We start from the raw sequence: 599 nt of genomic DNA, 5'->3' as shown, positions 1-599 counted from the left end.
AAGGACCGGAAAACGCAATTCCGCATCTGGTGATGGTTGGCGCGGCCCTGTAGGGTCGCGCCATGTCTTTGCCCAACGTGACCTTCTCAGATGATCAGGCCGCCGCGTATGACAGCATCGCCGAGATGCTGCGCTCAGCCGGTGTCGACCTGGAGGACGATGCCCTTCTCAAACTGCCGGGGGCAGGGAAGTCTGGCGTGATGGCTGTCATCGGCAAGGCCGGGTCCGGCAAAACGTTGCTACTGGCCGAACTTTACAAAGCGCTGGCGGAGACCGGCGTTCAGGTCGTGTCCGGCGATTACGAAAGCCGGAAATCCAGAGACAAGCGCAGCCTTGCCATTCTGGCCCCCACGAACAAAGCCGCAAGTGTTTTGCGCCTTCGCGGTGTTCCGGCAACTACTATTCACCGCATCCTTTATACGCCGGTCTATGACCCGGAATACGAGCGTATCGCCGAGTGGCTGGCCGGAAATGATGAACGCCCCGAGATCGAAGGTCTGACAGACGAAGCTTTGGACCGTGCTGCTACGTTTTATCGTAACAACAAATCGATCCCCGGAGCGCTGGCCGCAGCCGGATTGCGCGGATCGGATTTCATC

At 59.1% G+C, this 599-nt stretch carries 1 protein-coding gene; it reads left to right on the top strand.

Going from position 1 to position 599, the window contains the following annotated elements; translation table 11 throughout:
* Window positions 1–62 precede the first annotated feature (62 nt).
* Window positions 63–599, top strand: a 537-nt coding sequence (locus ACR0C6_RS22000) for an AAA family ATPase (protein ID WP_480621305.1), incomplete at its 3' end; no start/stop codon positions are given.

The organism is Ruegeria sp. AL12, assembly GCF_056540885.1.
Note: the sequence above shows the minus strand (reverse complement) of the source record. Positions and strands in the feature narration are given on the sequence as shown.